Below are 24,974 nucleotides of genomic sequence, written 5' to 3'. Positions count from 1 at the left end.
GGAATCGTTGGAGGGCAAAAGGGGGTTGCCACGGCTGAAACCCCCGTTTCCTGCCACGTCCGGGCTCTATCGCAAGCCCACCGTTGTGAACAATGTCGAAACCCTCAGTAACCTTCCGCACATCGTGATGCGTGGCGCCGAGTGGTTTTCGAGCATCGGGACCCCGAAGAGTACGGGTACCCGGATTTTTGGGGTGAGCGGCCATGTTCGCCGGCCGGGTATCTACGAGTGCCCGATCGATGTTCCGATGCGGGAGCTGATCTTTGAGCATGCCGGCGGGATGCGCGAGGGGCACCGCCTGAAGGCAGTGATTCCCGGCGGTTCTTCGGTGCCGGTACTGACCGAGCAACACCTGGACACCCGGATGGACTTCGAATCCCTGGCCACGGCAGGCTCTATGGCCGGCTCCGGCGGCCTTATCGTGATGGATGAGACTACCTGTATGGTACGGGTAGGAGAGGTTGTCTCTCGATTCTATCATCACGAATCGTGCGGGCAGTGTACGCAGTGCCGGGAGGGGACGGCGTGGCTTCACAAGACGCTGAGACGGATTGAAGAGGGTCGCGGGAGAACGGCAGATCTCGATCTGCTCCTGGACATCTGTGACAACATGAAAGGCAAGACCATCTGTCCCTTAAGTGATGCCGCTGCCATGCCGATTGAAAGCTATCTGAAGTATTTTCGCGATGAATTCGAGCAGCATGTCGTGGAGCGCGCCTGTCCGTTCGGAGCCCGGGTCGGGGCCTGAGTCAGGCCCACCTACTTATCGTAGCCTGTTCCCGCATGTATGAAGCGGGGAACAGGCGGCAGGAGAGCACGATGCCAGATGGCGCCTTCTTCGTCGTCATGGTGACGAAGATCGTCGTGGTCTTCGGGTTGATGTTGCTGAGCGTCACCTATCTGACCTGGGTGGAGCGGAAGGTCATCGGCGATATCCAGGTCCGGCTTGGTCCGATGCGGGTCGGCCCCCACGGCCTGCTGCAGCCGATCGCCGACGGGATCAAGCTGCTATTCAAGGAGGATATTATCCCCCAGGCGGCAGACCGGACGCTCTACATCCTGGCTCCCGCCCTGACGCTGATTCCTGCCTTCATCTCCTTTGCGGTGATCCCTTTCGGAGACCAGATCCGCCTCTTCGGACAGACTATTAATCTGGTCATCACGGATGTCAATATCGGGCTGCTGTATGTATTTGGTGTGGCCTCGCTCGGGATCTATGGGATCGTCCTGGGAGGGTGGGCCTCGAACAATAAGTACGCGCTGCTCGGGGGGCTGCGCTCCTCGGCCCAGATGATCAGTTATGAGCTCTCCTTGGGTCTGTCGGTGGTGGGCGTGGTGATGCTGTCGCAATCGCTGAGCCTGGTGCAGATTGTGGATACCCAGGCCAAGGTGTGGTTTATCGTCCTACAGCCGATCGGATTCCTCATCTTCCTGGTCTGCGCTGTCGCCGAGACCAACCGCGCTCCCTTCGATCTGCCGGAGGCCGAGACGGAACTGGTGGCCGGCTTCCACGTCGAGTACAGCTCGATGAAGTTCGCCATGTACTTCATGGCTGAATATGCCAACATGATCACCGTGTCGGCCATGGCGACAACACTGTTCCTGGGCGGGTGGAGGGGGCCATGGTTGCCGCCGGTGGTCTGGTTTCTCATCAAGCTCTACCTGTTTATTTTTCTCTTCATCTGGCTTCGTGGTACGCTGCCGCGCTTCAGATACGACCAACTGATGCGATTCGGGTGGAAGGTTCTGCTGCCCATCGCGCTGGTCAACATTATGGTGACGGCCGTGTTTGTGGCGTTGAGGTAGGGATGGAATGGCTGGTGTTTGTGCCGTTAGCCGCACTGGCGCTTGTCGCCGCGGTACTGGTCATCGTCCTGCAAAATCCGGTCTACTGCGCCCTCTCGCTGGTTGGGACGTTCTTCGCGCTGTCGGGGATCTATCTGCTGCTGCAGGCGCAGTTCATCGCCGTCGTACAGGTGATCGTCTACGCCGGAGCCATTATGGTACTATTCCTGTTTGTCGTCATGTTACTCGACTTGGGTCATGAACCACCCGCCTGGCTGCAGCGAGATCGGCCCAGGCTCCTGCTCGGTGTTGGTGTGGTCGCCTTCCTGCTGCTTGAGTTGGCGATTCCCATCAGCTCCAGGATTTCTCACGGTCCGCAGGGCCCCTACACAGTCGAACTCGTAAACGCCGTTGGGAACACCCAGCTTGTCGGTCGTTTCCTGTTTACCGATTTTCTTATCCCATTTGAGATTACCTCCATCATCCTTCTCATTGCCATTATTGGCGCCATGGTTTTAGCTAGGAGGTAGCGGAGTGAGGTGTGAGGCGACATGAGCGCAACCGTTCCTTTGAATGCGTACTTAATCCTTAGCGCTGCCCTCTTTGTTGTCGGAGTCGCCGGGGTATTGATCCGGCGCAATGTGCTGGTGATCTTCATGGCGATCGAGCTGATGCTGAATGCGGTGAATCTCACTTTCGTGGCGTTCTCGAGGTTTCTCCATTCAATGGATGGACAGATCATTGTGTTGTTTGTGATGGCGGTGGCGGCAGCCGAGGTCGCCGTAGGACTGGCCATTATCATTGCGCTGCATAGAAACAAAGCGTCCGTGAATGTGGACGATATCAATCTGCTCAAGGGATAGGATGTTGATCTTATAGGGGACTCTAATGTAGTGCGTCATAAATCCCTTTACAGGCCGTTCGTGGTGAGCTTATCGAACCATGAACGGAATAGGTCGAAATGCTTCACCCTTCGACAGACTCAGGGTGAACGGTGAATGTGAAGGGCGTTAGGGACACTACACCAGATCACACTCATGCTAAACCAGATTTGGCTGATTCCCGTTATTCCGCTTGTGGGCAGCCTCGTCGTCGGTCTGATGGGCCGCCGGATGCCGAGAGGGCTGGTGGCAGGTATCGCCTGCGGCGCCCCATCACTTTCGCTGCTCCTTTCCCTGATGTCCTTTGCTCATCTCCTTCAGATGCCGGTGGAAGAGCGTCTGCTCCGATCCTCCCTCGGCTCCTGGATCGCCTCCGGCGATTTCTCGGTCTCATTCGGGTTCCTATTCGATCCGCTCTCTGCCGTCATGGCGCTGGTGGTATGTGGCGTGGGCCTGCTGATCCATATCTACTCGATCGGCTACATGGGGGAAGACCGCGACTACCACCGCTTCTTCTCGCTGCTCAATCTCTTCCTGGCCGAGATGCTGGTCCTGGTCCTGGCCGATAACTATCTTCTGCTTTTTGTGGGATGGGAAGGGGTGGGCCTCTGTTCCTACCTGTTGATCGGTTTCTGGTTCGAACGACCGGCTGCGGCATCGGCGGGGACCAAGGCCTTTCTGGTGAACCGGATCGGCGACGGCGCCATGGTTGTGGGGCTGATCTGGATGATCCTGCTGTTCGGGTCACTGGACTTCCAGACCGTATTTGCAGAAGCGCCGACCTTGCTTACGTATGGCTCTATGACCGCACTGCTGCTTACCCTCCTCCTGTTCATCGGCGCGACCGGCAAGTCGGCCCAACTCCCGTTGTATGTCTGGTTGCCTGATGCAATGGAGGGACCGACCCCCGTGTCGGCGCTGATTCATGCCGCTACCATGGTGACGGCGGGCGTCTACCTGGTTGCTCGTTCCGCTCCCCTGTTCCAACTGGCGCCCGTTACCCTGGAGATCGTCGCCTGGGTTGGTGGCCTTACGGCTCTCTATGCCGCAACCATCGCTTTGGTTCAGACCGATATCAAGCGGATTATCGCCTACTCGACCATCTCCCAACTCGGCTATATGTTTTTAGGCCTGGGAGTCGGTGCATACGCCGCGGGGATTTTTCACCTGATGACGCATGCCTTCTTCAAGGCCCTCCTCTTCCTGTCGGCCGGGTCGGTGATTCATGCGCTGGCCGGCGAGCAGGATATCAGAAAGATGGGGGGGATGCGGAAGTCCCTCCGTGTCACCGCCGGCAGCTTTCTCGTGGGCGCGCTGGCCAATGCCGGAATTGCCCCCTTCGCCGGCTTCTGGAGCAAGGACGAGATCCTCGCTGCTGCCTATGGCTCAGGACATCACATGCTTTGGGTCATTGGAGCGCTGACCGCGGTGGGCACCGGGTTGTACATGTTTCGCCTGTACTTCCTCGCCTTTGAGGGGAGGTCGAGGCTTGACGCGCATACGCTCAGCCACCTGCACGAGGCGCCGTGGAGCATGCGCCTGCCGCTGGTGTTGTTGGCGTTCGGATCGGCGACCGTCGGGTTTGTCGGTGTCCCGCCTGGGTCAGGCCTGCTTCAGCGCTTTTTGAGTTCGGTCTTCCCGGTCTTGGTGCATGAGGGGGGGGCGGCCCCACCGCTCTTTGAGATCTTACTCGCCATCGTGGCACTCGTGATGGCAGTGGGAGGAATCGCCATAGCCTTTCGGTACTGTCTGTCGGACCCCGGACGATCCGAAGCGCTGGCCGGGCGGTATCCCATCCTCTACCGTACTCTCTTGCATAAATATTGGGTTGATGAGCTGTACGAGAAGGTCGTGGTCCACCCGATCGTGACCTCTGCTCGCGCCATATCGGAGTCGTTCGATGCGCGCATCGTTGACGGGTCAGTCAACGGCATCGCGACACTGACAACCCGGGCCGGCAGCCTGCTGAGGCAACTGCAAACCGGCCATGTTCCAGCCTATATCCTTTCGATCCTGATAGGCGCCGTGGCCCTCCTGGGGTACCTGGCGTTTTATGGATAGGGCACAGGGGAAGGTATAAATCAGATGGGGGGTCCGATCTTATCAATACTTATTGCTCTTCCGCTGTGTGGTGCCCTTTTGCTTGCATGTGTCAATGGGGCACGGGAAGCGCTGATCAAGCGGCTTGCACTGGCCATCTCCGGCCTGGACCTTCTACTCTCTCTGATCGTGTACGTGCGCTTTGATCCGGCTGAGGCCGGCATGCAGTTCGTTGAGCGGGCGCCGTGGATCGACTCGATTGGGAGCAGCTATTTTCTTGGAGTTGATGGAATCAGCCTGCCACTGTTGCTCCTCACAACGTTTCTGACACCTATTGCTATCCTTGCCTCGTTCTCCGGAATCACGAACCGGGTGAGGGCGTACATGATCTGCATGCTGCTGCTCCAGAGCGGCATGATTGGAGTGTTTGTCGCCCTGGATCTGGTGCTCTTCTACGTCTTCTGGGAGGGGATGCTGATCCCGATGTATTTTCTGATCGGGGTCTGGGGCGGCCAGAGGCGGATCTATGCCACCGTGAAGTTCGTCCTCTATACGATGGCGGGAAGCGTCCTGATGCTGCTGGCGATGATCGCCGTGGCCTTCCTGCATCAAGGGAGCACGGGTCGGTTGACGTTTGACCTCCTGGAACTGATCGGCGGACCGATTCCGTACGGGACGCAACTGTGGCTCTTCGCCGCCTTTGCTCTTGCCTTTGCCATTAAGGTGCCAATGTTTCCATTTCACACATGGTTGCCGGACGCCCATGTGGAGGCCCCGACGGCGGGGAGCGTGTTGTTAGCCGGGGTGCTCTTGAAGATGGGAACCTACGGGTTCCTCCGATTCGCGCTCCCGCTCTTTCCAGAAGCCGCCGTCTCCTTTACCCCATTGATCTCTGCGCTTGCCGTGATCGGCATCCTGTACGGCGCGCTGGTTGCCATGGCTCAGGATGATCTCAAGCGGCTGGTGGCCTATAGCTCAGTGAGTCATTTGGGGTTCGTAATGCTGGGCATCTTCGCCATGAACCCGCAGGCTGTGGAAGGCTCAATTCTCCAAATGGTCAATCATGGTCTCTCCACCGGCGCCCTCTTCCTGCTGGTTGGGATGATCTATGAGCGACGCCACACCAGGATGATCGAGGAGTTCGGTGGGCTCTGCCGGACGATTCCGCGCTTCGCGCTCTGTTTCCTGGTTGTGACCATGTCTTCTATAGGTCTTCCGGGTCTGAACGGGTTTGTGGGGGAGTTCCTGATCCTGGCGGGGACATTCCGCGTCCATCAAGGATTTGCGGTCCTCGCGACCCTCGGGATCATCCTGGCAGCGGTCTATATGCTTCGGATGTGGCAACGCGTGATGTGGGGGACAAGTCGACGGGCTGAGAATCTTGCGCTCAACGATATCGGCCGCCGCGAGATGGCGATACTGGTCCCGATCATCCTGCTCATTATATGGATCGGCCTGAATCCAAATCCCCTCCTCAGAAGGATGGATGCATCGGTTGCGCAGCTTCTCTGTGATGTGCGAAGTATAGAGTGCGAAAGGCAGGGTGCGGAGTGGAGGGTGTCGGGCGGCGGAGTTGGACAAGTCTCCCCGTATTTTGTCCGATACCCTACCCCCTACACCCTATACCCTGTTTTTGAGGTGCGGAGTGCGAATTGATGGAACTTGTGCTACCTCAGATTGATTGGGCTCCCCTTGCGCCGCTTATACCGGTGGCGCTGGGCGGCCTCACGACGTTAGTGGCGGATCTGTATCTGCCGCCGGGACGGAAACAGTGTATCGCCATCCTGAGCTTGATAGCAATCGCTGTATCGATCTTTCTCTCGATCGGCTCGTGGGGGATGGTTCGCTACGGGATTCATGACGCGGTCGTATTGGATCGATTTTCGCTCTTCTTTTATCTTGTGCTTGGCCTGATCGGCATGCTGACCATCCTACTATCAATGGGCTACCTTGACACTGCCGTCGCCGACCAAGGAGAGTATTACAGTCTGGTGCTCTTCTCGATATTGGGGATGATGCTTATGGCTGCGGGAGGGGACTTGATCGTCATTTTTCTGGGGCTGGAAACCTTCTCGCTCGCCCTGTACACGCTTGCCGGATTCTGGAAGGCAGAGCTTCGCTCCAATGAGTCGGCGTTGAAGTACCTCCTGCTCGGCGCCTTTGCCAGCGGCTTTTTCCTCTATGGCATTGCCCTGATCTACGGGGCGACCGGCACGACCCAGCTTCGACAGATTGCGGCTTTTCTTGGCGATGGGAGTCCCCCTGCGCCCCTGTTCATGATCGGAGGGGGGTTGCTGCTGGTTGGATTCGGCTTCAAGATCGCCTCGGTCCCGTTCCATATGTGGGCCCCTGACGTGTATGAGGGGGCGCCCACCTCGGTCACCGCATTCATGATCGCCGGGACCAAGGCGGCGGCATTTGCCGCCTTCCTGCGGGTATTTCTTCTGGCAGTACCTGCCTTGCACGTGCGGTGGTCGGTGGCGATCTGGGTGCTGGCGGTCCTCACTATGACGGTGGGGAATCTGGTTGCCCTGGTTCAAAGCAATATCAAACGGATGCTTGCGTATAGCTCGATTGCGCATGCCGGGTATCTGTTGGTCGCATTGGTCGCCGGCGGATCATCCGGGGTCGCCGGCATCCTCTTCTACCTTGTTGCCTATGCTTTGATGAACCTTGGCGTCTTCGCCGTCATCATTGCATTGCAAGGGTCTAAGCAAGAGCGGCTGTTGCTCACCGACTACGCCGGTCTTGGATGGCAGCGGCCGGTCCTGGCCGCCTGTATGGCCGTCTTCATGTTCTCGCTGTCCGGAATCCCTCCCACAGCCGGATTCATGGGCAAGCTGTATATCTTCACCGCCGCCCTTGAAGGCGACTACCCGGGCCTGGCGGTGATCGGTGTGCTGAACAGCGTCGTTTCGGTCTACTATTATCTGCGCGTCATCGTCATTATGTATATGAGTGAGGCAGCCTCCCCGCTACCGCTCGCTCCGGCATCCGCAGCGGCCGTCTTGGCCGTGCTGGTGTCTGTGCTGGGAACTCTTCACCTTGGCCTGTTTCCGGCGAGCTTGCTCGATCTGGCGCGGCAGTCAGTCTCCGCCATTGTAGGATGAGAGGGTTTAAGTCTATGAGAGCAATCAAGATTCCTGAGAAGACCATCACTCGGCTTTCGATCTACTTGAGATGTGTGGAAGAACTGGAGAATGAAGGGAAGGCGAGCGTCTCGTCTACACAACTGGCCGATCGTTTTGGTCTGAATTCCGCCCAGGTACGAAAAGACCTGGCATACTTCGGCCAGTTCGGCATCAGGGGCCTGGGATACTACATTACTCCGCTTCGGCATAGCCTGGAGGAGATTCTCGGCCTCAAGCGGGCGTGGGAGGTGGCTTTGGTCGGGTTGGGGAACCTGGGCTCTGCGTTGATTACCTACAAGGGGTTCCAGGAGAAGGGATTTAAGATCGCCGCCGTGTTCGATCGGGACCCGGCCAAGATCGGTCGGCGGGTAGATGGAATCCAGGTGATGGATACTAAGGCGATCGCGACGGTTATCCGCAAGCGGAAGATCAAGATCGGGATCTTGGCTGTTCCAGCCGCTGGCGCCCAGGCCGTCCTCGACAAGTTGGTAGAGGGCGGAGTGATTGCGGTCCTAAATTTCGCCCCCGCCCAACTGACCGCCCCCGATTCGGTAAAGGTCCAGAACGTGGACCTGTCAGCCCTTCTGAAGACGCTGAGCTACCATATCGCCCGGGCAGAGCGGCCCGCCTGACGGCGGACAGGCCACACCCCCTGGCGCATTGAGACCCTCGCCTATTGCTTTCGGCTATCCGAAACGCGCAGGCTTCTATATTACGCCTGCAGCGATCGACCTCGTGGCGATCGGGCCACGTCGGACCGTCTACGAAGAGACAGTTCGACTCCTCCGGCGAGAGACTGAAGGAAACCCGCACTGACCTCGCGACAAGCTTCCACACAACCCGATTCTATCTCGGACGCATGAGATGGATGCAGAGGCCTCCGCTGAACGGATGTCAGGATCTGGCTGAGCGGCTGTGCTGAGTGAACGGCGCGGAGATGCCAGCCGAGGGACAGGAGGGTTGCGAGGGCCCATGATTCGGAGGGCTTAGCCGATCCCCGCGTCTCTTGGAGACCTGCGGCTAGTACGCGCGGCTCCGCCTGGGGGCCGGCCGTGGCGTGGTCGGCGCCGCGCTATTCACCGTCACCGTCGCGCTGGCTTCAGGTCCGACCTCTTGGTGGCGCGTATTCGCCGCGATGACCCTGACGATGTGCGGCCCGTTTGGGAGGCCCGTGAGTTCCATTGCGGTCCCAAACGGCGGCCCAGGGTTGACCCCGTCCACGTAGAGATGAATGTGGTTGACATCTCCCGCCTGCTTAAACTCCCACTGGATCACCAGGCTGGAACCTATGGCTTCCCCATCCTTCGGCGACACGAGCGTGACCGTGGCCTGCTGCGCCCAGCCGACAGAGAGCCCCGCGACGAACATCACCGCGAATCCCGTCATCATCGACGTCATCAACTTTCCCATATGATATCTCCTTACCCGGATCACCTATTTCTTCTCTTTCTGAGCGAGGAGACCATCGATAGATTTTTGGAACTCCTCCTCTGTCATGGCCCCGACCGAACGTCCGTATAAGCTGCCGTCCCTGTTGATCAGGAAGGTGGTCGGCGTACCTTCGATTTTATACTGTCTGCCGATCTCACCAACGCTGTCGCGTCCGACGGGGTATGGGGTTTTATACGTTTCGACAAACTTCCGCACGTCGGCGTCGTTATCCCAGGCGACGTTCACGCCCAGCATCACGAGGCCCTTACCCTTGTACTGCTGGTAGATCTTTGCCAGAACGGGAGCCTCCCGTTGACAGTGTGGTCATTTGGAATGGAAGAAGTTGATCAGGACCGGCTTACCGCGAAAGTCCTTCAGCGCGACAGACTTTCCATTCAGGAGCGGGAGCGTAAAGTCCGGAACAGGCGCAGCGTGGGCCGCCTGGGCGACCAGTAGTGTGCCGATCAGCAAGAGAATGAACCGTGCTCGTCGTAACAGAGTGCGCATATCCGACACCTCCATAGTAAGCGTTCAGCGATCAGCTATCAGCCGTCAGTCAGTAAGCTGAAAGCTGACTGCTAATAGCTGACAGCTTCCCATCAACCTAATCCGTACTCTTTCCAGCGTTGGTCCACGAGGGCCCTGGTCTCCTTATCCATGACCTGTTCCTCCGGCCACTCGCGCGTGAATCCCTCTTCCTTCCACTTCCGCGTCCCATCGATCCCCATCTTTGAGCCATACTTCGGAAGTCGACTGGCGTGATCCAGGGTTTCGACCGGGCCCATGACAAACTCGATATCGCGCTCCGGGTCGATGTGGTTCAGGACCTTCCAGGTCACTTCGGCCGGATCACGGACGTTCACATCCTTGTCCACGACGACGATCACCTTCGAGAACATGGCTTGGCCGAGACCCCAGATCGCGTGCATGATCTTGCGCGCGTGACCCGGGTACGCTTTGTCGATACTGACGATGACAAGGTTGTGGAAGACCCCGGCGAACGGCATGTGAAAGTCCACGATCTCGGGTAACTGTTTTCTCAGGAGGGGGCGGGACATCCGTTCTACGGCCGTACCCATGTGGCAGTCCTCCATGGGTGGGCGGCCGACGATGGTGGTCTGGTAGATCGGATTCAGGCGGTGGGTGATGGCCGTCAGGTGAAAGACAGGATAATAGTCAGGGAGGGAGTAAAAGCCGGTGTGGTCACCAAACGGCCCCTCCAGGCGCAGTTCATCGGGTTCGACGTACCCCTCCAGCACAATCTCGGCATTAGCGGGGACCTCCAGATCAACGGTCTCACACTGAGCAAGCTCGACGGACCGCTTCCGCAGAAATCCGGCGATCAGCATCTCGTCAATCCCTTCGGGCGCCGGGATGACTGCCGATAGTGTAGTGGCCGGATCCGGCCCCAGGGCTACAGCGACCTCGGTGCGGCGTCCCAGCCGCCGGTTTTTCTCATAGTGTCTGGCCCCGCCGTGGTGGATGTGCCAGTGCATTCCGGCTGTCCGTTCGTCGAAGATCTGCATTCGATACATGCCGCAATTGCGTGTGCCGGTGTCCGGATCTTTGGTGAAGACCAAGGGCAGCGTCACGAACCGGCCGCCGTCGAGCGGCCAGCACTTGAGGGTCGGCAACAGGTCAAATGAGGGATCCTTCGTGATGCGCACCTCCTTGCACGGACCATCCTTCACCCGTTTGGGCAGGTAGCTCGCCATCTCCGTGAGCTTCGGCAACATCCGGAGCTTCTCGAACCATCCTTCCGGACTCTTGAACTCAAGGATACCGTCCAGTTCCTCGGCCAGTTCGTCCAGCGAGGCGCGCTGTAGCGCCAGGCAGAGATGCGCCTCGGAGCCGAAGGCGTTGATCAGGAGCGGCATCGACGAATCCTTGACCTGTTCGAAGAGCAGGGCGGGTCCGAGCTGCTTGCTGATCCGGTCGGTGATTTCGGTGATCTCGAGAATCGGGTCGACCTGGGTCGTGATCCGCTTCAGCAGTCCCTGCCGCTCCAGCGCCGCGATAAAGGCCCGTAGATCCTCGTATGCCATGGCGACTCCAAGCTATCAGCTCAATGCCCATTCCGTTCGCCCTGAGCACGTCGAAGGGTGAACGGGGGTTTCGGGGCAGGCTTCTTTCAGCGATCAACGATCGGTTGGAACGCTGCCACTATAGCGGAGGGAGGTGAGGTCGGCAAGCAAAAATGGGTCAGCAGAAAAGGCAATCGGCGCAGACCGAGGGCACTTCCCCTACGCATTTCTAACCCGTACCGATTTCACTTGACCGATCACATTGTAATGTATAAGATGATGTATATCTTAGGAAGGCGGAATCATGGCCCACAAAGTACGAAAACAAATCTATCTTGATCCCCACCATGCGCAGCTCTTGAAACAGCTTGCGCACGATCTCGGGATGTCGGAAGCGGCGCTCATTCGTCAGGCCGTGGACCAACAGGCGGCTCACCTCGTACCCCTCCGCCGCGACCCAACCGCCTGGCAGCAAGAGCGGGCTTTTATTGAGCGTCTCATCCAGGAGGGTGCCGTCTCTGGCAGACGGACCTGGAAGCGGGATGATCTCCATGAGCGGTGAGGTCTTGGTCGATACGAATGTGCTCGCCTATGCCTACGACCGCTCGGAGCACGGCAAGCAACGCCTGGCCCTAGCCGTGTTGGATCACTTGGCGGGTACGCAGCGTGGAGTCCTGACGACGCAGGTCCTCGGGGAGCTCTTCGTTACGCTCACCCGTAAGCTGACGGAGCGCATGGCGGTGGAACAGGCTGCCGAGAGGATCCGCCACTATGTGCTGAGCTGGCCTATTCTCGACGTCACGCGGTTGATCGTGCTCGAAGCGGTACGAGGCGTTCGACTGCACCAGCTCTCCTTTTGGGATGCGCAGATTTGGGCGACGGCTCGGCTAAATCAGATTCCCGTTATCTTCAGCGAGGACTTTGGTGCAAACCGGACGCTAGACGGTATCCGAGTTGTCAACCCATTCACGCCGGACTTTCAGCTTGCGGCATGGAGCTGAGAGTCGTCACTTGTATTGGTAAAGAGGCGTGGGGAAGTAATCTGGTCACACCCACAAAGCGCTTTCACTGCACCAACGCTTTTCTTCCTTGACACTCCCCGGCGCTTTCCGATACAAGACAACGGGTTGCGTAAACACAATAGCCGTGAGAGAGAAGCGTGATGAAGCTCATGATCAGTGTGCGGGACGAGCAAGAGGCAGCAGCCGCGTTGGCCGGCGGAGCCGATATCATCGATGTCAAGAACCCGGCCGAGGGATCGCTGGGCGCCGGGCGGCCGGAGACCATCGCAGCGATCGTGAGAACTGTCCGCGGTGCTACCCCTGTCAGCGCATCGATCGGCGACGTCCCGAATCTTCCGGGGACCGTGGCGCTTGCCGGCCTGGGGGCGGCCACCTGCGGGGTTCGACTCGTCAAGGTAGGACTGCTGGGGGCCAGGACAGGAGCGGAGGCGGCCAACCTGCTTGATGCCGTCAGTGGCGCGTTACGGATGGCGAACGGCACAGTGGGTCTGGTAGCCTGCGCCTACGCTGATGCGGTCCTTGTTGGTTCGCTCGATCCGCTAGAGCTTCCCGGTGCCGCCGCCCCCTTTGTCGAGGGCTGCCTCATCGATACCGCCATCAAAGACGGACGTACGCTCTTCCAACGCCTTCCGGAGGAGACCATCACTCGCTTCATTCAGCAGTGCCACGATCGGGGGCTCTTTTGCGCCTTGGCGGGCTCCTTGCAGCAGGCGGATCTTTCTAAAGCCCTGGCGCTTGGCGCCGACATCGTCGGAGTACGAACCGCAGCCTGTGAGGGAGGACAGCGAAGCGGCTCCATTTCCACGACGTTGGTGGAACGCCTGAAAGCGAGTCTTGCTTCGCACCCTACACTCTGTGCCTCGCGCTCCGCGTGACCACGCACGTCCCCACCGTTTTCCTGCACTCCAGCCACTCCTTGACACGAGCCGGGCGCGTCCCGTTGATGATCCAACAGCAGTCAATCCCATTCAGCCACCTGGCAAACTCGCGGTCCACGCCGCTGTAACGCGAGAGGTGCGAGCGCGTGATGTGCGGCAGGAGGGATGCCGACGGGTCGATCTTCGGGTCTCGTGCAAAGATCCCATCCACAGACTTCAGCAGCAGCAGGGCATCAGCCCCGACACGTCCAGCGATATAGGCGGCGATCGAATCCGAGGTGACACCCCAGGAATGCGTGAAGGGATCATGACGAGCGAGGGATCGTGACGGGAGGTAGACCGGAAGCCGGCCGCTCCGGATTACCTCCATGACCTGATTCAAGCTGGAGGCCGGCGCAGCCCGTGAGGCGAGGTCGCATAGCTCAAGACCGTACTGATCCATCGCCAGGATAGCCATCCGGTGCGCGGCGTGATCGGTGAGTCGCACTCTGCGATACTCTGCTCGAACCAGATCGGCAAATACGCCGCCACCCGGAATCACCAACACCTTGGTGGCGCCCTTCCACTGCGCGATAGAATCGAGCAGCTTTCCCAGCCCGCCCCACCGGCCAAGGCTCCCGCCCACCTTGATAACGACGTCGATCTTCATATTCAGCTCTCAGCAATCAGCTTTCGGCGGTCAGCATTCAGCTTTCAACGCTTCATCCGCGGACCGCATATCAGGTATTTCACGTTGGATACTCCGTGAATTGCATATTAGCCATTTGTTGGCTGTAATGAAACCCTATAGTTTACGTCAAGCTATTGTTTCATCTTGACCGTGTCTAACAATCCGTGCTGTACTTATCCGTCCATTTAATACCTGGTTCTCCTTTTGCTCCGCTCCGGGAAAACCATGGGCACGAAACCGACCGCTTCGCGGCGGCTCAGCCCCGCGTTAGGCCGACGCGAGCAAGACTTGGACAGGCGCGAGCACCTCAGGGACAAGCGATGTCAAGCTTCTACGGGATCTATCGTGCAGTGGTAATCAATGCTCTTGATCCGACGAACCGGCGACGAGTTCAGGTTCAGGTGCCCGAAGTCCTCGGCACTGCCACGTTCTGGGCGGAGCCCTGTGTGCCCCCAAAGTCTCGTGCTCAGCCCAGTGTAGGCAGCGCTGTCTGGGTGCAATTTGAAGCCGGAGACCCGGATCGACCGGGTTTGGGTGGGCACACGTCCCGAGAGGTAGGCGCGGCCTAATCAGCGCTTGCTGCTGCCGGGCGCCCACAGCTTATTGCCAGGTTGGACGCCTAGTTATGCGAGAGCGCCTCTTCCAACAGATAGGCCGCGGCAGCGCATGGGCTCAGCGCGACCGATTCGCTATCAGTCAATACCCGAGGCTCACACGTTGGAAGGTTCAGCCGCCATGCGGTTCGCCTGATCACTCTTTCGCTACACTCTAAAGCAGCCCTTCATCCCTTCCACATACCCGACCCCCCAATAGCACTTGACAATGATATCACTAATGATACTATAGAGTCATGAGTAGAATAGAAGACGTGCTCTCTCATATGCGTCAGAATCCGCGAGATGTCCGATTCAGTAGGTTAAGCCAAGTATGCGATCATTATTTTGGCGAACCTCGTCAAGGGGGGAGCAGTCATCGGATTTACAAAACTCCGTGGCAGGGCGATCCAAGGATAAATATTCAAAATGATAATGGGAAAGCCAAAGCGTACCAGGTTAAACAGGTTCTTCTTGCAATAGAAAGATTGGAGGTAGATCATCCCCATGAAAAAAGATAAATTCACCTACCGGGTCACATGGTCTGAAGACGACAATGAGTATGCTGGTCTCTGTGCTGAATTTCCCAGCCTTAGTTGGCTGGCAAAAACACCGGAATCAGCGCTAAAAGGCATTCGTAAAGTGGTTGACGAAGTCATGAGGGACATGCATAAGAAAGGTGAGGACATACCCGAACCAATCTCGTCCCGTCATTTTAGTGGCAAATTCATGGTGCGTGTCCCTCCCCAGGTTCATCAAAAACTCGCTATACAGGCTGCCGAGTTCGGTGTCAGTCTTAATCGGCTTGCCAGTGCAAAATTAAGTCAATAAATCAGATTCCAACCAGCGGCGCGACACCGACTGGGCTTCGCCCGGTGGGTCAGCCCCGCGTTGAATGCCTATTCATGAGAGAGCGTTTCCCCTAAGAGGTAGGCAGCCGCCGCGCATGGGCTCAGTGCTACAGATCCGCACTCGGTTAATGCCGGAGGGTCACACGTCGTAAGGTTCAGCCGCCTTGCGCAGGTCTCCCCCAGGAAGGTGCCGACCCCTACCGGCACCACAGGGAGATGGAGGCCGTTCTCGGACCTGGAGAGAACCTGAAACATCCCCTCCGTAATCTGTTGGAACTGCTGCTCGGCGATGTAGGCGGCCAGGGCGTGAAGCTCTCCTGCCGTGAGATTCTTGCTGTCCTCGCAGGCCACCCTGGCCAGGCGACGGAGCGCCCCCTCTTTCGTTTTCTCGCGGCCGTCAGGAGTCGCGCAGGTGTAGTCCTCCGGCTGAAGCCTCTCCAATGCCAGATAGACGTCCGCCGAAATGGCGAAGTATTCGGCCGCAATGCGACATATTGTCCCTCGCACCGGGATCTGGGACACGATGGCCGCAACAGGCGTACGGAGTGCGCCCGTATAGATCAGCTCCCCCCGCGCCAACCGCTCGATGTCCCGCTTGCCTTGGGCGGCGAGCTTTCCGTTCAGGATCGGGATCAGATCGGTGGTGGTACTGCCGATATCCACCATCAGGCAGTCCGGTTGTCGACTCGCCAGGACTAACGCCTCGGCGATCCAATTCGTCGCCGCAATCGTGAGGAGGTCTGCCTCTTCCCGGTCCAAGCGAACGAGCCGGCCCTCGAGATCGACGGCGTACAGCGGGATTGCAGGGGCCGCTTCTCTCACCGTATTGATGATATATGATATTCCTTCGGCCCTCTCGTCGAACGCATCGCAGAGCTCCCCGGTCATCGTCAGCACCATCGCATCGGCTGAACCCAGATCGCTGTAGATCTCCTGCAAGAGTGGCCGGAGGCGGTCTCTGCCATTCCACAGCTCAAAATAGCGGCGAACCGCGCGCCCGCTCTCGGCGTGCCCGTCAGTGAACAGGAGGCGGGCGGCCTTCACGTTCGCGCCGCCGATATCCCATCCGATCACCCGAATCATTGCCGGCTCCCCAGAGATCTCACGTCACAGGAGCGAGTGGTAAACCGCACTGACCCGACGATTTGGATCGCGGCGGGATCCGGAAGGGTGCCTGCCACCGCGTCAAGAATCAGGGCAGCCGGATTCTGCCGAAGGATCTTTCTGACCCCGACATACGAGGTTGTGATGCGAGGATTCACCTCGATGACCACCGCGTCGTGGTCGGTCAGGACCAGATCGATCCCGACGTACCCCTTGAGGCCCGGGATTGCCCGCACCACCTCCTCGGCCCGACGGAACGCCAAGGCACGGAGCGGATGATCAAAAGGGACGCTTCCCCCGTGATACCTGAGCCTGCTCCGTCCTCTGATCTCCTGGAGGTTCAAGGTCAGAGGACAAGACCGGCTACCGTCGGTGAGGAGCGAGACGCTGGCGGCAACGCCGTCGATGTAGGCTTGCGCGAGGAGCGTTGCGCCCCGGCCCTTCTGCCTGGCTGCCGCAACCGTCCGCTCCAATTCCGATTGTCGTCTTGCGACGCATACGCCGTGGCATCCCACCCCGTCAATCGGTTTGACCACCACAGGGTAGCCAAGCTCCCGGCCAATCGACGCCGGGTCGTCAGCGGGCTGAAGGCGGAGCGTCCTGGGGGTGGGGATGCCGTACGCCTTCAACAGTCGGTATGTCTGCATCTTGTCGCCGGCAGCTTTGATGCCGGCAGTACTGGAACCCAACACTGACTTGCCGCAGGCCTCGACCATCCCTGTGATCGATTCGAGCAGGCCGCCTGTCTCTGGGGCTATCAGAAGCGCGGCGTCCGCCTCCCCGACCATCTGTGCAAGGCATTGATAGTAGTTATTTCCGCTGTCAACAACCTGAAGTCTCGGGTGGACAGGGAACTGAGGAAGGTACCTCCGATCGATCTGTACTGAAAGTTGATGTGCTTCCAGCGGAAGCAGATCGGTAAGAAGCGCCTCAAGCATCATTTGTCCTTCCGCCAGCAGCGTTGGGGCAACTCGACTTCCACTCAGCCCTCCTGCTGTGATAGATTCGTGCACAACGATCTTCATCGTGGAGAAGCAGCGATTACTGCCATACAGGTCATACCCGTTATCGATATCATGCGAGGGATCGCGGTCCATGCCCGCCGCGGAGAGCGGATGGCGTACAGACCGATCCAGAGTGTTCTGCTGCAAGGAGCCGATCCCGTCGCCCTCCTGGGGGCGTACCGTGACATCCTCGAGAGTAAAATGGTGTACATTGCCGATCTGGATGCCATCATGGGAAAAGGCGAGAATCTCGCTATCATCGACAAGATGGCCGCCTCTCAGCCACAGGTTAAACTCCTTGTTGATGCCGGCATTCGCAGCATCGAGCAGGCGAAGTCGCTGCTCGACCGTGGCGTCAAGAAGGTGGTTATTGCGTCGGAATCACTGGTGGATCTTGACGCGGCCTCGCGGCTCCTCGCCGTACTAGGAACTGGAAGAGCGCTCTTTAGTATCGACCTCAAGGATCGGGCTGTCATCTGGCGAGACCCCTCAACCGAATCGAGCGACCCGTGCGTGGTAGCGACGCGCCTACTGTCACTCGGATTTCGTGAGGCGATCTTTTTGAAAATGGACAGGATCGGTACGGGCGGCGGGGCAGACACAGAATTGCTCAGCGGGGCCACGGCGGCTGCGCCCGGCATGAGATTCATCGTGGGTGGCGGGATTGCATCGGCTACAGAGCTTGTGCGGCTGCAGCGCGCTGGCGCCTCAGGGGTACTGCTGGCCACCGCGCTGCACGACGGCGCCATCACACGCCGCGATCTGATCCGCGTGGAGGCAGAGGCTTAGAAGGCCTCCTCGTACCAGGCCTCCTGCCCGAACGATTCCTGCACGCCAACCCTGATTGCGGTCACACCGTTGCCTCCGTATCGGCTCTTGATCTCTTCCCGCAATACCCCGCAGATATACCTGGCCAACAGCTCCGCGCTGGTGTTGTGGATCGGAAGCAGCAGCACATCTTCCGCCGGAAAACTGTACTGCTTTTTGCCATAGGTCACCCCGACCACCGAATCGCCTTGCTCAATCTTCAAGTCGGCATTCTCAGTCGGCAGCATGACCTTGTGGTCCAGCAACTCGCAGATCTCTTTCATGAGCGGCTTGACACAGAGGAAATCGAGGACGTAGTCACTCGGCTGAAGCGCCCCCTCCAGCTCCACCCATGCTCTGTAGTTGTGGCCGTGAAGGGACTCACACTTGCCATTACCGAAGAGCACGAAGTGGCCCGAGCTGAATTTGAGATTTTCGTGGTCGACCCTGATGCGAAACGTAGCCATGATGTCTCCTCACATAGTACCCTCATGTGGCTACCTGGAAGCTATCGCACCGCCTCACCGGATGTCAAGTCAGATTTACTCTTCATTTTAAAACAACCGCTAGACAGATAATAGGGGCAAGTGGTAGAATTCCGTCCGCGCGAGGTCGGAAACGGGGTGGCAATACGACTATCGCCGTACAGTAAAACGGATGGTAGCATCTTCAACTGTGAAGTGGCGGCGAGATCGTTATTGACCAGCCCAAACGCCACAACATTGTTCCGTCATCAATGCAAGTCAGGTAAAGGGAGGTGATTCAGATGGCGAAGATCACCCCGCTTCTGCTCGGTATCGGCGGAGATAGTGGGACCGGGAAGTCCACGTTTGTTGGCGGCATCTACAAAATCTTCGGTGCCGAGAAGATTACCAACATCAATCTTGATGATTACCACACGTTCGACCGCGCTCAGCGCAAGACCTATGGGCTTACCGCCCTGCATCCGGCGGCCAACAACATGGCCTTAATGGGCAAGCATGCCTGGCAGCTCAAGAACGGCGAAAAGATCATTAAGCCGGTGTATGATCATTCAACCGGCTGCTTCGCAGAACCCGAGGAGGTTGAGCCAAAGCAGATTGTCATCATCGGCGGCCTGTTCCCATTTTTTACCCAGGAGCTCAGGGATGTCTTTGACCTGAAGGTGTATCTGGACCCGGATGAGGAGCTGAAGCGGGCATGGAAGATCCAGAGAGATGCCGGGAGACGCGGGTACAGCATTGAGCAGGTCATGAAGGAGATTGAGGCCAGGCAGGAGGATATTAGAAAGCATATCGAACCCCAGAAGGAATATTCCGATCTCATTATCCGGTTCTACCCTCCAGACGACTCATCGAATCTTCAGGATAATGCCCACCTGAATGTCCGCCTCTTCCTGAGCCGGAACCTGCCGAAGACCGGCCTGGATGAACTCCTCAAGGAGGCGATGGGACGGAAGACGCGCCGGGCCGTCCGGTTGGTTGATGAAGACTATTATGGTCAGCCGTTCCATACCCTGGAGATCGATGGATCCATCCACCCCCAGACGGCGGCAGGGCTGGAGCAAAGGATCTGGGCCCATCTCCTCTCCCCGATGAAATTAATCCAGGACCTTGCGCCCGATCAGCTCGGAAGCTTTGCTGAAGGTGATGCGTCCGGTCATAGTGATCCCTTGGTCCTTGTACAATTGTTAGCCATTTATTACCTGCTCCAAGCGAGAGAAGCACGACAGACAGCTCCGCAAGAAGGGCTTGCAGAAATGGCAGAGGGATAATCAATGGCGGGGATCGCCATCAACGGATTCGGGCGAATCGGTCGGCTGGCGTTTCGGGCCGCGTGGGAGCAAAAGCCGGGTCTCGATCTGGTGGCCATCAACGATCCGGCCGGCGCGAACACCGATGCGCTGTTGCTGGAATTCGACTCCAACTACGGTCCCTTCCCCGCAAAGGTAGAGAGCGACGAGGGCAGCATGCGGGTGGATGGGAAGCGAATTTCGGTCTTCCGGGAGCGCGATTGGACCAAACTTCGCTGGTCGGACGTAGGGGCCGACATCGTGTTGGAGTGCAGCGGGCGGGGAACAAAGCGTCAGGAAGCCGAAAAACACTTGGCAGGAGGGGCGAGGCGGGTACTGATTTCAGCTCCCGCAAAGGATGAGGACCTCACCATTGTTCTCGGTGTCAACCAGGAGCGATACGATCCGGCCCTTCACCAGATTATCTCCAACGGGTCGTGCACGACAAATGGCCTCGCGCCGGTGGCGAAGGTGCTCCTTGACGCATTCGGGATCCAATGGGGGTTTATGAGCACAGTGCACAGCTACACGAATTCGCAATCTATTCACGATCGTGGAGCGGAAGACGTTCGAGAGTCAAGGGCCGCGGCCCTCAATATCATCCCGACCGACACCGGGGCTGCGCGGGCCCTTGTGAAGGTGATTCCCGAGCTTGCCGGCCGCTTCAACGGGATGGCGTTTCGGGTCCCAACACCCACGGTCTCTGTGATTGACCTTGTTGCGGAGGTTGATCGCGACGTGACGATCGATGCGGTGAATGCTGCCTTTCGGGAAGCAGCCAAAGGGTCTCTTCGTGGGATCCTCGATGTCTGTGACCGGCCGTTGGTCTCGATGGACTTCAAGGGGAATCCCCATTCTTCCATCGTGGACGCTCTTATGACGCTGGTCTTGAAGGACCGGATTGTGAAGGTAGTGGCCTGGTATGACAACGAGTGGGGGTATTCATGTCGGATGGCCGACCTCGCCGCCTACGTGGCCTCTCAAGACCTCAAACGTGATCAGCAGCGGCTCTGGGGCGTTAAGAAAGACGCAAAATCATCATAGACAGTGAAAACGGATGAGGTCTCGATGCCGGCGTATCGGGTCGCCAGGGCTGACAGGCCGGTAATGAAAACAATGACAGGGCTACCGATAATCTACAAAACAGAGTGGAGGGATTAGAGCTTAGGAGGCCGGGGGTATGGGGGGATCAGTGAAAACCGATCAGGAATCGCTCGATCAGTTGTGTATCAATACCATCCGAACGCTGGCAATGGATGGAGTGCAAAAGGCGAACTCGGGGCATCCGGGCCTTCCCATGGGAACCGCTTCCATGGCGTACGTCCTGTGGGCGCGCTTCATCAGACATAATCCGACTCATCCCTCGTGGCTGAATCGTGATCGGTTTGTCCTTTCACCCGGCCATGGTTGCATGTTGCTGTATTGTCTCCTGCACCTGACCGGGTACGACCTCCCTCTCGATGAACTCAAGCGATTTCGCCAATGGGGTAGCCGAACCCCAGGACATTCGGAGCATGGCATGACACCGGGGGTGGAGACGACAACGGGTCCCCTCGGCCAGGGTTTCGGTAACGGCGTTGGGATGGCGATCGCCGAGCGATTCTTAGCCCACCACTTCAACCGACCAGGACACCCGATCGTTGACCACTATGTGTATGCCATCGTGAGCGACGGGGATCTCATGGAGGGGGTGACCTCCGAGGCGGCCTCTCTTGCCGGACACCTTGGCTTGGGCAAACTCATCTACCTGTACGACGATAATCGGATTACCATTGACGGTAGCACTGACTTGGCCTTCACCGAGAATGTTGGACAGCGTTTTGAGGCCTATGGGTGGCATGTCCAGCGCGTGGATGGAAATGACGTCAGCATGATCGAGGCCGCGATCAGCGCGGCCCAGGCCGAGCATGACCGTCCGTCGCTCATCGTTGCCAGGACTCACATCGCCTACGGCAGCCCCAATAAGCAGGACACGGCAGAGGCGCACGGGTCGCCTCTTGGAGAAGAGGAGGTGCGGCTGACCAAGGAGGCGTTGGGCTGGCCGTTGGAACCCGCGTTCTACATTCCCGATGAGGCGCTAGCTCACTTTCGAGAGGCGTTGCAGCGGGGTCATGTCTGGGAAACAGAGTGGCAGGCTCGGTTCGATGCCTACGCTGCTGCATATCCCGAACTGGCCGAAGAGTGGGTCAGGGAGATGAGCGGTCAACTCCCCGAGGGCTGGGTCGAGAAGATGCCGGTCTTTACCCAGGCCGGCGGCAGCCTGGCAACCCGTGAGGCCTCGGGTAAGGTGCTCAATGCCATCGCCTCATCCCTGCCGACCCTTATCGGCGGCTCGGCTGACTTGACCCCATCCAACAACACCTACCTGAAAGGATGTGGCGACTTTCAGAAGTCAACCCCCGGGGGCCGAAACTTCCACTTCGGCGTTCGAGAGCACGCGATGGGGTCGATCCTGAACGGCATGGCACTCCATGGGGGCGTGACTCCCTATGGTGGGACCTTCCTGGTCTTTTCCGACTACGTGCGTCCGGCGATCCGAGTCGCTGCGCTGTCGCATATCCATGTGATCTATGTCTTTACCCATGACAGCATCGGCTTGGGCGAAGATGGCCCCACCCACCAGCCGATTGAGCATCTGGCTTCCCTCCGGGCCATACCGAATCTCACAGTCATCCGCCCTGCCGACGCGACAGAAACCGCCGTCGCCTGGCGTGCCGCCCTGGAACACCGCGGCGGGCCGGTGGTACTGGCCCTCACCCGGCAGAAGCTCCCAGTTTTCGACCGGACCAAATTTCCGCCCGCCGAACTCCTCTTAAAGGGAGCATATATTCTGGCTGATGCCGACCAGGGTCGTCCGCGCATCATTCTCATCGCGACCGGGTCGGAGGTGCACCTGGCCCTGGAGGCGTGGGGACGACTGGCCGACGCAGGAATCCCCGCGCGCGTTGTCAGTATGCCAAGTTGGGAGTTGTTTGATCGACAGCCGGAGGCGTATCGCAACGAGGTACTTCCCCCAACGGTCACCGCCCGCCTTGCTATCGAGACAGGATCTCCGCACGGTTGGCACCGCTACGTAGGCCTGCTCGGAGGGGTGATTGGCATGACACGATTTGGAGCCTCAGCTCCGTATCAAGTCCTCATGCAGCAATTCGGCTTTACCGCTGAGCATGTGGTGTCCCGAGCTACGGAACTCCTGGCATAGGTCTCGTAAGAGGGGCAGGAACGGAACAGGGTGAAGGGTATAAGGGAGGGAAATTATACTATGACCGAGCTAATGGATCGAAACCTGGCTCTCGAGCTCAGCAGGGCTACCGAGGCTGCTGCCTTGGCGGCGGCTCGCCTGATGGGCAGACGCGACCGTGATGGCGCCGATCAAGCCGCCGTTGACGCGATGCGCTATGCCCTGAGCTCGTTGGATATTGACGGGACGGTGGTGATTGGGGAGGGGCAGAAAGATCAGGGCTCCATGCTGCATGTGGGAGAGCGGGTCGGCACAGGTTCCACCCCGGCTCTTGATGTCGCCGTAGATCCGATTGATGGCGTCACCCTCCTGACCAACGGCCGACCAGGCGCGATCTCTGTGGCTGCGCTTGCCGATCGGCACACGCTGTTTTCTACCCAGCTTGCCTACATGGACAAGATTGTCGTCGGGCCTCGGGCTGCGGGGGTAATCGACATTAATGCTCCCGTCAAAGAGAACCTGCGACAGATCGCCAAGGCTGAGGGCCGGGAGGTCGATGACCTCACGGTGGTCATGCTCGATCGGCCACGCCACGAGCGCCTCATCAAAGAGGTGAAAGAGGCCGGAGCCCGGATCAAACTGATCAGTGAGGGGGATGTTGCACCAGGGGTGATGGCGGCAATGGAAGAGGACACCGGCATTGATGTCCTCATGGGGACGGGGGGTTCGCCGGAGGCGGTGCTCATCGCCTGCGCACTAAAGTGTTTGGGTGGTCAGATGCAATGTCGGTTCTGGCCGAGAGATGAACAAGACAGGCAGATCCTCGAGTCGGAGGGTCACGATCTGGATCGTATTTTGACTGTGGACGACCTCTGCAAGGGGAGAAATGTGTTTGTGGCAGTTACCGGCATCACCGATGGCGAATTGCTTCGTGGGGTCCGCTATACGGGAGGATACGCGCGAACAACCTCCCTCATGATGCGCTCTGTCTCCGGAGGGGTGCGATGGATGGAGGCAAGGCATGATCTCAAGCGCCTGAAGGAGATCGCCGGAACCCGCTACGAAGGCGTGAAGCATCGGCAGATACACCATTAAGGGCGGGGTTCCAGCAGCCTTTGACCCTCTGACTTAACCGCACAGAAAAGAATGCGCCTCAGTGACCATCTCTGGGGCGCTTTCTTTTTATGGGGACTTACCGCGCCAGAATCCGCTTGCCCAATGATGGCTCGTACCCTACATTTCGAGTAGGAGGTAGGTATGTTATTAGTTCAACAGATGAGGAGGGGCCATGTCAAAAGGCAAAGAGTGCCCGGTCATTTCGGACGAAGAGGTGGTCAAGCGTTTGGAGCAAGAGTTGCCAGGGTGGTACCTTGAGGGGCGATGGATCAGGAGGAAGTTCAATACCGACGGTTGGCCAACCACACTGATGCTGGTCAACACGATTGCCTACCTGGCTGAGGCCGCCTGGCATCACCCTGACCTGGAGGTCACATGGGGAAAGGTCTGGGTAAAGCTGAGGACTCATGCCGCCGGAGGGGTCACTGAAAAGGACTTCACCCTTGCCAAGCAGATTGAGCAGTCGGTACTCTGGCGACCAGGCGAGGGCTCTCCTCTTGATGGCACACCGAATAAATGGGTTCGCGGCGGCAGCCGAGAGTAAGGCTTAAAAGTAATACGAGACCCCCAGCAGACCCATGACCGAATTGACGCCGACGTTGGGGCTTTTGCGGTGCGCATTTGAGATATGATGTAAGCCCACTTGTCCCACAAGAGCCAGGTTATCGGTCAAGAAGTAGTTCAG

Annotated in this window: 25 protein-coding genes; 18 read left to right on the top strand and 7 right to left on the bottom strand. The window is 58.5% G+C overall.

All coding sequences use genetic code 11. The features are described 5' to 3' along the window. The 8 genes from PHV01_RS11140 to PHV01_RS11105 form a co-directional block, all read left to right on the top strand. On the top strand, positions 1-748 hold a 748-nt coding region (locus PHV01_RS11140; protein WP_337291234.1), incomplete at its 5' end, for an NADH-ubiquinone oxidoreductase-F iron-sulfur binding region domain-containing protein. A 71-nt stretch (positions 749-819) separates the two neighbouring features. Beyond that, positions 820-1,806 carry an NADH-quinone oxidoreductase subunit NuoH gene (gene nuoH / locus PHV01_RS11135; RefSeq protein WP_337291233.1) on the top strand — a complete coding sequence of 329 codons (987 nt, stop codon included), beginning with the start codon at positions 820-822 and terminating at the stop codon, positions 1,804-1,806. A gap of 2 nt (positions 1,807-1,808) precedes the next feature. Then, complete coding sequence (locus tag PHV01_RS11130) at positions 1,809-2,315, top strand: NADH-quinone oxidoreductase subunit J (RefSeq protein WP_337291232.1); 507 nt, start codon at positions 1,809-1,811, stop codon at positions 2,313-2,315. Between the two features lie 21 nt (positions 2,316-2,336). Further along, positions 2,337-2,648 carry an NADH-quinone oxidoreductase subunit NuoK gene (gene nuoK, locus PHV01_RS11125; RefSeq protein ID WP_337291231.1) on the top strand — a complete coding sequence of 104 codons (312 nt, stop codon included), beginning with the start codon at positions 2,337-2,339 and terminating at the stop codon, positions 2,646-2,648. A gap of 174 nt (positions 2,649-2,822) precedes the next feature. Next, positions 2,823-4,727: an NADH-quinone oxidoreductase subunit L gene (gene nuoL, locus PHV01_RS11120; RefSeq protein ID WP_337291230.1), complete on the top strand. Its 1,905-nt coding sequence runs from the start codon at positions 2,823-2,825 to the stop codon at positions 4,725-4,727. A gap of 24 nt (positions 4,728-4,751) precedes the next feature. Next, the gene (locus PHV01_RS11115; protein WP_337291229.1) at positions 4,752-6,362 is read left to right on the top strand and encodes an NADH-quinone oxidoreductase subunit M; all 1,611 of its coding nucleotides are present in this window, start codon (positions 4,752-4,754) and stop codon (positions 6,360-6,362) included. Then, complete coding sequence (locus PHV01_RS11110) at positions 6,362-7,816, top strand: NADH-quinone oxidoreductase subunit N (RefSeq protein ID WP_337291228.1); 1,455 nt, start codon at positions 6,362-6,364, stop codon at positions 7,814-7,816. The genes PHV01_RS11115 and PHV01_RS11110 overlap by 1 nt, the downstream gene beginning before the upstream one ends. A 14-nt stretch (positions 7,817-7,830) precedes the next feature. Beyond that, positions 7,831-8,469, top strand: a complete 639-nt coding sequence (locus PHV01_RS11105) for a redox-sensing transcriptional repressor Rex (protein ID WP_337291227.1) — start codon at positions 7,831-7,833, stop codon at positions 8,467-8,469. Positions 8,470-8,857: 388 nt separating this feature from the next. Here PHV01_RS11105 and PHV01_RS11100 read toward each other — a convergent pair whose 3' ends face one another. The 3 genes from PHV01_RS11100 to PHV01_RS11090 form a co-directional block, all read right to left on the bottom strand. Beyond that, positions 8,858-9,247 (bottom strand): Ig-like domain-containing protein, encoded by a 390-nt coding sequence (locus tag PHV01_RS11100; RefSeq protein WP_337291226.1) that lies wholly within the window; start codon positions 9,245-9,247, stop codon positions 8,858-8,860. Positions 9,248-9,271: 24 nt separating this feature from the next. Further along, positions 9,272-9,775: a TlpA disulfide reductase family protein gene (locus tag PHV01_RS11095; protein WP_337291225.1), complete on the bottom strand. Its 504-nt coding sequence runs from the start codon at positions 9,773-9,775 to the stop codon at positions 9,272-9,274. A gap of 92 nt (positions 9,776-9,867) precedes the next feature. Beyond that, positions 9,868-11,313 (bottom strand): menaquinone biosynthesis decarboxylase, encoded by a 1,446-nt coding sequence (locus tag PHV01_RS11090; protein ID WP_337291224.1) that lies wholly within the window; start codon positions 11,311-11,313, stop codon positions 9,868-9,870. Between the two features lie 283 nt (positions 11,314-11,596). On the opposite strand from PHV01_RS11090, the gene PHV01_RS11085 reads away from it, so the two are divergent. The 3 genes from PHV01_RS11085 (at position 11,597) to PHV01_RS11075 (ending at position 13,189) form a co-directional block, all read left to right on the top strand. After that, positions 11,597-11,854 (top strand): CopG family transcriptional regulator, encoded by a 258-nt coding sequence (locus tag PHV01_RS11085; protein WP_337291223.1) that lies wholly within the window; start codon positions 11,597-11,599, stop codon positions 11,852-11,854. Further along, a complete protein-coding gene (locus tag PHV01_RS11080) occupies positions 11,844-12,293 on the top strand; it encodes a PIN domain-containing protein (protein ID WP_337291222.1) in 450 nt (149 codons plus the stop codon). Before PHV01_RS11085 ends, PHV01_RS11080 begins: the two co-directional genes overlap by 11 nt. Positions 12,294-12,454: 161 nt before the next feature. After that, positions 12,455-13,189 (top strand): (5-formylfuran-3-yl)methyl phosphate synthase, encoded by a 735-nt coding sequence (locus tag PHV01_RS11075; RefSeq protein WP_337291221.1) that lies wholly within the window; start codon positions 12,455-12,457, stop codon positions 13,187-13,189. On the opposite strand, the gene PHV01_RS11070 is transcribed toward PHV01_RS11075, so the two are convergent. Next, positions 13,161-13,841 (bottom strand): hypothetical protein, encoded by a 681-nt coding sequence (locus tag PHV01_RS11070; protein ID WP_337291220.1) that lies wholly within the window; start codon positions 13,839-13,841, stop codon positions 13,161-13,163. The genes PHV01_RS11075 and PHV01_RS11070 overlap by 29 nt on opposite strands. Positions 13,842-14,962: 1,121 nt before the next feature. Between PHV01_RS11070 and PHV01_RS11065 the strand changes: the two genes are divergently transcribed. Further along, on the top strand, positions 14,963-15,286 hold the full coding sequence (locus PHV01_RS11065; protein ID WP_337291219.1) for a toxin-antitoxin system HicB family antitoxin: 324 nt from the start codon (positions 14,963-14,965) through the stop codon (positions 15,284-15,286). Between the two features lie 68 nt (positions 15,287-15,354). On the opposite strand, the gene PHV01_RS11060 is transcribed toward PHV01_RS11065, so the two are convergent. Both PHV01_RS11060 and PHV01_RS11055 read right to left on the bottom strand, forming a co-directional pair. Further along, entirely contained in the window at positions 15,355-16,389 is a 1,035-nt protein-coding gene (locus tag PHV01_RS11060; RefSeq protein ID WP_337291218.1) for a hydantoinase/oxoprolinase family protein, read from the bottom strand. Further along, on the bottom strand, positions 16,386-17,507 hold the full coding sequence (locus PHV01_RS11055; RefSeq protein ID WP_337291217.1) for an ATP-grasp domain-containing protein: 1,122 nt from the start codon (positions 17,505-17,507) through the stop codon (positions 16,386-16,388). Before PHV01_RS11055 ends, PHV01_RS11060 begins: the two co-directional genes overlap by 4 nt. On the opposite strand from PHV01_RS11055, the gene PHV01_RS11050 reads away from it, so the two are divergent. Then, on the top strand, positions 17,487-18,203 hold the full coding sequence (locus tag PHV01_RS11050; protein WP_337291216.1) for a HisA/HisF-related TIM barrel protein: 717 nt from the start codon (positions 17,487-17,489) through the stop codon (positions 18,201-18,203). The two genes, PHV01_RS11055 and PHV01_RS11050, sit on opposite strands and share 21 nt — an antisense overlap. Here PHV01_RS11050 and PHV01_RS11045 read toward each other — a convergent pair. Next, entirely contained in the window at positions 18,200-18,688 is a 489-nt protein-coding gene (locus tag PHV01_RS11045) for a 6-carboxytetrahydropterin synthase (protein ID WP_337291215.1), read from the bottom strand. The two genes, PHV01_RS11050 and PHV01_RS11045, sit on opposite strands and share 4 nt — an antisense overlap. A 299-nt stretch (positions 18,689-18,987) precedes the next feature. Here PHV01_RS11045 and PHV01_RS11040 point away from each other — a divergent pair, with 299 nt between their 5' ends. The 5 genes from PHV01_RS11040 (at position 18,988) to PHV01_RS11020 (ending at position 24,833) form a co-directional block, all read left to right on the top strand. Then, positions 18,988-19,974 carry a phosphoribulokinase gene (locus PHV01_RS11040; protein ID WP_337291214.1) on the top strand — a complete coding sequence of 329 codons (987 nt, stop codon included), beginning with the start codon at positions 18,988-18,990 and terminating at the stop codon, positions 19,972-19,974. Positions 19,975-19,977: 3 nt separating this feature from the next. Then, the gene (gene gap / locus PHV01_RS11035) at positions 19,978-21,036 is read left to right on the top strand and encodes a type I glyceraldehyde-3-phosphate dehydrogenase (RefSeq protein WP_337291213.1); all 1,059 of its coding nucleotides are present in this window, start codon (positions 19,978-19,980) and stop codon (positions 21,034-21,036) included. Positions 21,037-21,172: 136 nt separating this feature from the next. Continuing rightward, positions 21,173-23,194, top strand: coding sequence for a transketolase (gene tkt, locus PHV01_RS11030; protein ID WP_337291212.1), 2,022 nt, complete (start codon positions 21,173-21,175; stop codon positions 23,192-23,194). 60 nt (positions 23,195-23,254) lie between these two features. Beyond that, positions 23,255-24,268 carry a class II fructose-bisphosphatase gene (gene glpX / locus PHV01_RS11025; RefSeq protein ID WP_337291211.1) on the top strand — a complete coding sequence of 338 codons (1,014 nt, stop codon included), beginning with the start codon at positions 23,255-23,257 and terminating at the stop codon, positions 24,266-24,268. A 193-nt stretch (positions 24,269-24,461) separates the two neighbouring features. Further along, the gene (locus PHV01_RS11020) at positions 24,462-24,833 is read left to right on the top strand and encodes a 4a-hydroxytetrahydrobiopterin dehydratase (RefSeq protein WP_337291210.1); all 372 of its coding nucleotides are present in this window, start codon (positions 24,462-24,464) and stop codon (positions 24,831-24,833) included. Positions 24,834-24,974: the final 141 nt, after the last annotated feature.

This window comes from Candidatus Methylomirabilis sp. (assembly GCF_028716865.1).
Taxonomy (GTDB): Bacteria; Methylomirabilota; Methylomirabilia; order Methylomirabilales; family Methylomirabilaceae; genus Methylomirabilis.
The sequence above is the reverse complement of the archived record's forward strand: the minus strand, read 5'-3'. Positions and strand labels throughout refer to the sequence as shown.